Origin of the sequence: Corynebacterium sp. MSK041 (genome assembly GCF_030232265.1) — a bacterium.
Lineage (GTDB): Bacteria > Actinomycetota > Actinomycetes > Mycobacteriales > Mycobacteriaceae > Corynebacterium.
The window spans coordinates 1-7,888 of the sequence record NZ_JASPJK010000023.1; the positions used below are offsets into that span (position 1 = coordinate 1).

Genomic DNA, 7,888 nt, shown 5'->3' on the forward strand with positions numbered 1-7,888 from the left:
TGTGGGAGAGTAAGTTACCGCCGACCTAAAAACACAAATAAACAACTACATAACCCAACGCGGCACCCCCACACCACAGTGACGGGTGCCGCGTTACTTGCATACCCAGTTTGACTATTACCTCTCACCCCCCCACACACCACCAGGGAAAACACGAAACAGATTCCACAATCATCAAACCAACCCGAACCGTGAACTGTACTGTCCGGTATGTGATGGCGTTGCTTTCGTGTAGTTTTGTGTCGTGTACTTTGTGGCGTGCCCGCGTGCGTCATTGCCAACGTAGTTAGGGGAGACAGGTGGTCACTGTGGGCCGGCATTCAATAGCTGAAGAGGACCTGCAAGAGGGGGCGGCTGCGAGGGCAGTGAGCCTGGTAAAGACATACGGCAGCGGTGATACCCAGGTGACAGCGCTGGACGGGGTGAGCGTGAAGTTCGCGCGTCACCAGTTCACTGCCATCATGGGGCCGAGTGGCTCTGGTAAGTCGACGCTTATGCATGCGATGGCGGGGCTGGATTCTTTCACCTCTGGTTCGGCGTACATCGGGGATACGGATCTAGCTACGCTTAACGATAAGGAGTTGACGGCTCTGCGCCGTGACCGTCTTGGGTTTATCTTCCAGTCGTTCAACTTGGTGCCTACGCTTACCGCGGCGGAGAACATCACTTTGTCCACGGATATTGCTGGCGGTCAGATTGATCAGGAGTGGTTCGAGGAGATCACTACGCGCCTTGGCCTGGCCAACCGCCTGAGCCACCGTCCGAGTGAGCTTTCGGGTGGACAGCAGCAGCGTGTGGCCTGTGCGAGGGCTTTGGTGAGCCGTCCGGAGATTATTTTCGGGGATGAGCCGACGGGCAACCTCGATTCGAATTCATCCCGAGAGGTGCTGGAAATCCTGCGTGCGGCGGTGGATGGGGATGAGCAGACGGTGGTTATCGTGACGCATGATGCCCGGGCGGCGTCATACGCGGATCGCGTGGTGTTTCTTGCGGATGGGAACATCGTCGACGAGATGTACGACCCGACGATGGAGCGCATCCTGTCCACGATGTCGGGGATTGAGGGCTAATGGCTAGCGCTTTAACCAAGGTATCGCTGCGGAATATTGCAGCTCATAAGCTTCGTCTCGCGCTCACGGTTCTAGCGGTGGTGCTGGGCACCGCGTTCATTGCTGGGTCGCTGATGTTCACCACGATGTTGGGTAAGACCTTTGACTCGGCTGTCGCGAGTGCTTTCGCGGAAGATGATGCGGTCGTGCGTGGAAAAGAGCAGGGTGCGCCAGTGCCGCTGGAGCTTCGGGATGTCATTGGGGCGGACCCCGACGTCAACAAGGTCAACATAAGTGGTCGCACGGCGGTTGTTGTGGCGGATAGTGCCCGCAACGCGTATCAGACAGGTGCTGGCGTTTCCGAGGTCCACATTTACTATCCGCCGGCAGATGCGGTGGGGTCGGTCCCTGAGATCGTCGAGGGTGATGCACCCAGCGGCGTAGGCGAGGCGATTGTGAACGCAAAGGGGGCCGACAAGTATGGGATCTCCATCGGTGATGAACTCATTGTTGTGGATACCCAGGCCACTCAGAACATGAAGGTAACCGGTTTCTATACCAATGAGCTGGATCAGGGGATGTCGCTGACGTTGCGCATCCCGGAAGAGTCGTACCTGCAGTTCTATGCCTCGTACGGGACGGTCCCTGGGTTCTCGGTCAGCGCGAAGGACGGGGTTGATCCGGAGCAGCTCACCGCGCATCTCGCGGAGGCGTTCCCGGAGTATGAGGTCAAGGAAGGCCAGACGCTTGCCGACGAAGCCTCTGAAGAAATCCGCAACGCCCTCAGTTTCGTTAGCTACTTCCTCATCGCTTTTGGGCTTGTGGGTCTGCTGGTGGGTACGTTCCTCATCGCTAATACCTTCTCCATGATCGTGGCGCAGAGGACGAAGGAGTTTGCGCTGTTGAGGGCATTGGGGGCGTCGAAAAGCCAGATTACGCGGTCCGTGGTTGTGGAAGCCGCGATTGTTGGTGTGATTGGCTCGGCGATTGGCGTGCTGGCGGGTGCTGGTCTGGTCGCTGTGATTCGTATGATCATGGAACGCCAAGGCATGGAGCTTCCTGGAGCGGGTTGGGGCGTATCTGTTCAGGCTGTTGCAGCGCCCATCGTGGTGGGTGCGCTGGTGACGGTGGCCTCAGCGTGGGCTCCGGCGCGACGTGCGGGGCGGGTGCAGCCGGTGGAGGCCATGCGCTCAAGTGAGTCTGCGACACCACAACCACTGAAGGCCCGCACTTTGGTCGGCGCGGTGTTGCTGCTCATCGGTGCGGGTCTTGCTGCATGGGGTGTGCTGTGGGAGGACGGCTCAACGGGGCCACGCGCGGGACTCGTTGGCGGTGCCGCGGTGCTGGCAATCATCGGACTGTTTCTGGCAGGACCGGCGCTGTCGATGCCGATCGTGCCGGCGCTAGGTAAGGGGATCGGAGCGCCGTTCGGGGCCGTGGGTTCGTTGGCTGCGACGAACTCGAAGCGGAATCCCCGGCGTGCATCGGCTACGGCGTTCGCGTTGATGCTGGGCGTGGCGCTGGTAACGGCGTTTGGCATGCTGGGCACATCCATGCAGCGCTCGGTGGACGACATCCTCGAAGATGAGATCACCGCCGATCTTGTTATGTACGGCCCCCAGTTTGGTGCCTTCCCTGTTCCGGGTGATGTGCCGGGCAAGGTGGAAGCGGCCGAGGGCGTGGGGGATGTGATCACATACTCGCAGGCGCCCCTGACGGTGAATGGCAGAGCTGCCTACGAAATGGGCCCCATGAAGCTCAGTGACGTGATGAATGGCGATCCGGGCCGTCTCACTGTCATCGAGATGGCCGACGGCACTTCAGATCTGACGGACGGTGGTGTTATTCTGCCCCAGCCGTATGCCAAGGAACACAACCTTAACGTCGGGGATGTTGTGGACGTTGATTCGCCGCTCAGCCAAGACGGACCCGTGCAGGCGGCGGTGAAGGGCATCTTCGGCAAATCCAACATCTTGGAATCTTTTGTCATCTCTCGGGCGACGGCGGACAAGTTGGTGCGACCGGATCAAGAGACCATCGTCATGGTCGGGGCCAGCAACGATGGCAGCGTGGATGAAGACACTCTCCGTGCCAACGTGGAGAAGGCGGTGAAGGACAGCATCATCGTCCAGGTGCGCACCCGGGATGAATTTGGTGGGGAGGCTAAGCAGCTGATCACCCAGATGCTGTACATTCTGTACGCACTGTTGTCATTGGCGGTGGTGATCGCGGTGCTGGGCATCATCAACACTCTCACCCTGTCTGTCATTGAGCGCCGCCAGGAGATCGGCATGCTGCGCGCCGTGGGTTCGCAGCGCCGCCAGGTGCGCACGATGATCATTCTGGAATCCGTGCAGATCGCGGTCTTCGGTGCCCTGCTCGGTGTGCTCACAGGCCTTGCATTGGGCTGGGCGTTCCTGACTGTGCTGAAGGATCAAGGACTGTCGAATATTGCTTACCCGTGGAGCTTGCTCGCCGCGATGTTGGTGAGCTCCCTGGTTGTCGGTGTTGTTGCGGCGCTCTGGCCGGCGCAGCGCGCAGCGAAAACGCCGCCGCTTGATGCCATCGCAGAGTAATGGGCTAAAACGCCGGAATGAGCTGCAATCCCACACGCAGGCCGTACCACGCAGCAATCACGCCGGCGACGCAGGTCAGGGTGGTGTAGCGCAGCAGTGGCCACCACTGTTTGCGCTCCACCATCTGGCCCATCTCTTTGGCCATGGTGGACAAGGTGGATACGGCACCGCCGAAACCGGCACCCAAGAAGGCTGGCCACATGGCGGGCATTGCCGCGGAGAAACCAAGGACTGCCGAGCCCACAAGGTTGGCGGCCCACGTTCCAGGCGTGCCCTTCAGAACCACGCTCAACGCCCAGCGGGTCAATCCGCCGAGGAAGGCGCCAAAGCCCACGAAGACGAACAACAGAAAGATTGTGCGCGCACCATCGCCGGTGCTCAAAGCTTCGCGCAGGTGAGAGCCGACAACGCCGTCGGGGCCTAAGAATTGGGGGGTGCGTGGGGTCATGGGGCGACCGATCGTCGATAAGCATTTCCTAGTTCCCACGCGGCGAGGCCCACGATCATCGTGCCCGCCATGTACATGAAGGCGTGCAGGGCGCTGGTCTGCATGGCCAGGAAGGAGACGGCAGAAAACGTAGTGAACCCGCCGATCATCCCGCGACCCCAAAACGGGCCTGGGTCGAAGCGTCCCATGAGGAAACAGCCGATGAAGTTGATGATGAAGATGATGATGATCTCTGCCGGCGGCTCCGGCGCAATCAACGGTGTGAACGCAAAACGTGCAAGCGCACCGAAAGACGCGCCGAAACCAATGGCGAGGCCTTCCTTGAGCGCATTATTCAACACGTGTACACGGTAACGCACCCACCCCCACCGCGGTAAAAGAAGGTTTCACGTGGCGGAGTAATGCAAAGCAGGGGAAGATGGGGGCAGACGGATAGGCACGACCGCATAAGGAGTAAGCATGGCGCACGAAAGAGCCGGCCAACCCGCCCGCCCCGAGGATCTCATTGATATTGCGGAGGTGGTTACCGCCTACTACACGCGCGAGATTGATCCGCATGACCCGGACCAGCAGGTGGTGTTTGGCACGTCGGGTCACCGTGGTTCCAGCTTGGATAATGCGTTTAACCAACAGCATATTTGGGCGACGACGCAGGCAATCGTGGATTACCGCCGCGAGAATGCGATCGGCGGTCCCGTGTACATCGGGCGCGATACGCACGCGTTGAGTGAGCCCGCGATGGTGTCGGCGCTCGAAGTACTCATTGCGAATGACATCGCCGTGCTTGTCGACGATCACGGGCGCTACACCCCCACCCCCGCAGTCTCCCATGCGATCCTGGCGCACAATGCCTCCCTGACTGGTGGAGTGACCGGCACGGATCCGAAGCGTGCGGACGGCATTGTGATCACCCCATCCCACAACCCGCCACGCGATGGTGGCTTCAAATACAATCCGCCATCAGGCGGCCCGGCGGATACGGACGCGACGGATTGGATTGCGGCACGCGCGAACGCGTACTTGGCGCAGGGCCTTGAGGGGGTGCAGCGTACCCCAGTCAGTGGTGTGCTGGATCCGCGGGCAGGCAAGCACTCCTTCATGCAGAATTACGTGGCTGACCTAGTCAATGTGGTGGACATTGATGCGATTCGTTCTTCTGGTTTGAGCATCGGTGCGGACCCGATGGGTGGGGCCTCAGTGGACTACTGGGGTGCCATCGCGGAGACCCATGGATTGAACCTCACCGTGGTGAACCCGGAGGTGGATGCCACGTGGCGGTTCATGACATTGGATACGGACGGCAAGATCCGCATGGACTGCTCCTCCCCGAACTCCATGGCCAGCCTGGTGGCCAACCGCGATAAGTACGACATTGCTACCGGCAATGATGCGGACGCGGACCGCCACGGCATTGTCACCCCGGATGCGGGACTGATGAATCCGAACCACTACCTCGCCGTGGCCATTGAGTACCTGTTCGCGCACCGTGAGGGCTGGGCGCCGGATACGGCGGTGGGGAAGACGTTGGTGTCGTCCTCGATGATTGACCGCGTGGTGGCCTCGCTGGGCCGCAAACTCGTCGAGGTGCCCGTGGGCTTCAAATGGTTTGTGCCGGGGCTCATTGACGGCTCCGTGGGCTTCGGCGGCGAAGAATCCGCCGGCGCCTCCTTCCTGCGCAAGGACGGCACGGTGTGGTCGACGGACAAGGACGGCCTCATCATGGACCTGCTCGCCTCGGAGATCACGGCGGTGACGGGTAAGACCCCTTCGCAACGCTATGGGGAGCTGGAGGCAACCTTCGGCGCACCCGTCTACGCGCGCACCGATGCGGAAGCGAACCGTGAGCAGAAAGCCACCCTGAAGAAGCTCTCGCCTGAGCAAGTCACGGCCACGACCTTGGCAGGGGATCCGATCACCGCCAAGCTCACCGAAGCCCCCGGCAACGGTGCTGCCATCGGTGGGCTGAAGGTGGCCACCGAGCACGCCTGGTTCGCAGCCCGCCCGTCCGGCACAGAGGACAAGTACAAGATCTATGCCGAATCCTTCAAGGGCGAAGAGCACCTAGAGCAGGTGCAGAAGGAAGCACAGGATGTTGTCAGCGCAGTGTTAGGGGAAAGCTAGGGGAGCGGTAGGCGAAGACCCCCTACTTTCGGCTAGTGTCATGTAGGTGACGATTCAACAGGATTCTCCAGTGGCGCCCGTAGTGCAGACGTCGACAAGCGATCGCGTGCTTGATGTTTTGTCGGCGCTTGCCCGGTTCGGCTTGGCCTTCATGTGGATCTGGGCTGGGGCGACTAAGCTAGACAACCGTCTTCTGGTCACGCAGAGCATCGAGGCGTATGACATCTTCACCCCGTATTGGTCGCATCTTCTAGCTGGTTTGATTGGCCCGCTTGAGATCGCCGGCGGCCTTATCCTTCTTCTGGGTATCAAGTTGCGCCCAGCAGGCTGGGTGTCCGTGGGGGTGCTCCTGTTGTTCATCATCGGCTTGGCATCTGCTTATAGCCGTGGCCTGCAAATTGATTGTGGGTGCTTCGGGCCGGATCCGGATAGCTCCCCGACTGATTTGCTGTGGGCGATTGCGCGCGACGTTGGCTACATCGCGGTGACGGTGTTCATGATCTACCGTCCGTTTAAGAAATTCGCGTTGTACCCCTAAACTTTCTTGGTAAAACAGCCCAACCTCTGACTCTAAAGGTGATGTACTGTGACTTCCTCTTCCAAGCCGAATGCGACTAAAGGTGCTTCGCGGTCGGTGACAAACCCGAATTCGTCGGGAAGCAAAGGCTTCTGGGCGGCGATGGCTGCGCTGGTGCTCATCGGTGCGCTGGTGATCGGCCTCATCGTGTACAACGGCCGTGGTGCCCAAGCTGACCGCATTGCGGAAAACATGCAGAAGGTTGATGGGGTGAGCTTGTCGCTTACAGATAACGTGATCACCCTGAGCGGCGACAACGCTGACGATGCGAAAGAAGCTGGCATTTACGAGGACTTCTCCTGCCACTACTGCGGTGAGCTGGCGATGAACACGGATGATCAGATGCTGTCCAAGATCCAGGCCGGTGAACTCACCGTGAACCTGCACCCACTGATCTTCCTGGACGGCACAGGTGACAAATACAACGCGGGCCACTCCACGCGTGCTCTTGCCGCTGTGCTTGCCCTGGCTGATAAAGGTGAAATTGAAGCGTACTGGAACCTCCGCAAGGCGCTGATGGAGCAGCAGCAGAACCTCTACGCCACCGCGGACAACGACACGTTGGCGGATCTTGCGCACGACTTCGGTGCGTCCAAGGGTGCGGTCGAGGCAATCCGCAACGGCGAGTACACCGACCGCGCCAAGGCAATGGGCGAGGCAAATGAGAAGGATCTCGTGGACAAGACCGGTGACCTCTCCTCACCGCGCGTGCTTGTCGACGGCAAGGATGTCCCCTCCAACCCCCTCGCCAACTGGATTGACGACCTCTTCGCTTAAAACCGCAGCGCTTAAAACCGCAGCGAGCAAGCGATTTTGGTCTCGCCCACCAGCGGGTGTATATTGATCGGAGTTGCACGGCGAACATTGGCCTAAAATCCCAGTTCGCCGGAGCTACGGGGCTATGGCGCAGCTGGTAGCGCACCACACTGGCAGTGTGGGGGTCACGGGTTCGAATCCCGTTAGCTCCACAAGATGAGATCTGCCCCGACTGATGGCGGGGCAGCTTTTTTGTTTCGGTTAGAAGCCGAAGTGGCCATCCCGGCTTAAGGGACATTTCGTGTGGATTTGCGGCGTGTCGCACTAAGGGACATTTCGTGTGGATTTAGGAGCGTCCGGC

The 7,888-nt window shown here is 60.0% G+C and carries 7 protein-coding genes and 1 tRNA gene; 6 read left to right on the forward strand and 2 right to left on the reverse strand.

Annotated features, from left to right (window positions below; all coding sequences use genetic code 11):
* Positions 1-299 precede the first annotated feature (299 nt).
* A complete protein-coding gene (locus tag QP968_RS10780) occupies positions 300-1,070 on the forward strand; it encodes an ABC transporter ATP-binding protein (protein ID WP_502870941.1) in 771 nt (256 codons plus the stop codon).
* Positions 1,070-3,625 (forward strand): ABC transporter permease, encoded by a 2,556-nt coding sequence (locus tag QP968_RS10785; protein WP_284856409.1) that lies wholly within the window; start codon positions 1,070-1,072, stop codon positions 3,623-3,625. Before QP968_RS10780 ends, QP968_RS10785 begins: the two co-directional genes overlap by 1 nt.
* 4 nt (positions 3,626-3,629) lie before the next feature.
* Here the strand turns inward: QP968_RS10785 and QP968_RS10790 are convergent, their stop codons facing one another.
* The gene (locus tag QP968_RS10790) at positions 3,630-4,073 is read right to left on the reverse strand and encodes a FluC/FEX family fluoride channel (protein WP_284856410.1); all 444 of its coding nucleotides are present in this window, start codon (positions 4,071-4,073) and stop codon (positions 3,630-3,632) included.
* Entirely contained in the window at positions 4,070-4,414 is a 345-nt protein-coding gene (locus tag QP968_RS10795; RefSeq protein WP_284856411.1) for a CrcB family protein, read from the reverse strand. Before QP968_RS10795 ends, QP968_RS10790 begins: the two co-directional genes overlap by 4 nt.
* A 118-nt stretch (positions 4,415-4,532) precedes the next feature.
* Between QP968_RS10795 and pgm the strand changes: the two genes are divergently transcribed.
* The 4 genes from pgm to QP968_RS10815 all read left to right on the forward strand — a co-directional run bounded on the left by pgm (position 4,533) and on the right by QP968_RS10815 (position 7,739).
* Positions 4,533-6,194, forward strand: a complete 1,662-nt coding sequence (gene pgm / locus QP968_RS10800) for a phosphoglucomutase (alpha-D-glucose-1,6-bisphosphate-dependent) (RefSeq protein ID WP_284856412.1) — start codon at positions 4,533-4,535, stop codon at positions 6,192-6,194.
* Positions 6,195-6,240: 46 nt separating this feature from the next.
* Positions 6,241-6,732 carry a MauE/DoxX family redox-associated membrane protein gene (locus QP968_RS10805; RefSeq protein WP_284856413.1) on the forward strand — a complete coding sequence of 164 codons (492 nt, stop codon included), beginning with the start codon at positions 6,241-6,243 and terminating at the stop codon, positions 6,730-6,732.
* A gap of 48 nt (positions 6,733-6,780) precedes the next feature.
* Complete coding sequence (locus QP968_RS10810) at positions 6,781-7,548, forward strand: DsbA family protein (protein WP_284856414.1); 768 nt, start codon at positions 6,781-6,783, stop codon at positions 7,546-7,548.
* Between the two features lie 118 nt (positions 7,549-7,666).
* Positions 7,667-7,739 (forward strand) — tRNA-Ala (locus QP968_RS10815).
* Positions 7,740-7,888: the final 149 nt, after the last annotated feature.

Excerpts from the sequence above, each read along its gene's own strand:
- QP968_RS10790 (WP_284856410.1), bottom strand. The coding sequence starts at position 4,073 with ATGACCCCACGCACCCCCCAATTCTTAGGCCCCGACGGCGTTGTCGGC.
- pgm (WP_284856412.1), top strand. The coding sequence starts at position 4,533 with ATGGCGCACGAAAGAGCCGGCCAACCCGCCCGCCCCGAGGATCTCATT.
- QP968_RS10785 (WP_284856409.1), top strand. The coding sequence starts at position 1,070 with ATGGCTAGCGCTTTAACCAAGGTATCGCTGCGGAATATTGCAGCTCAT.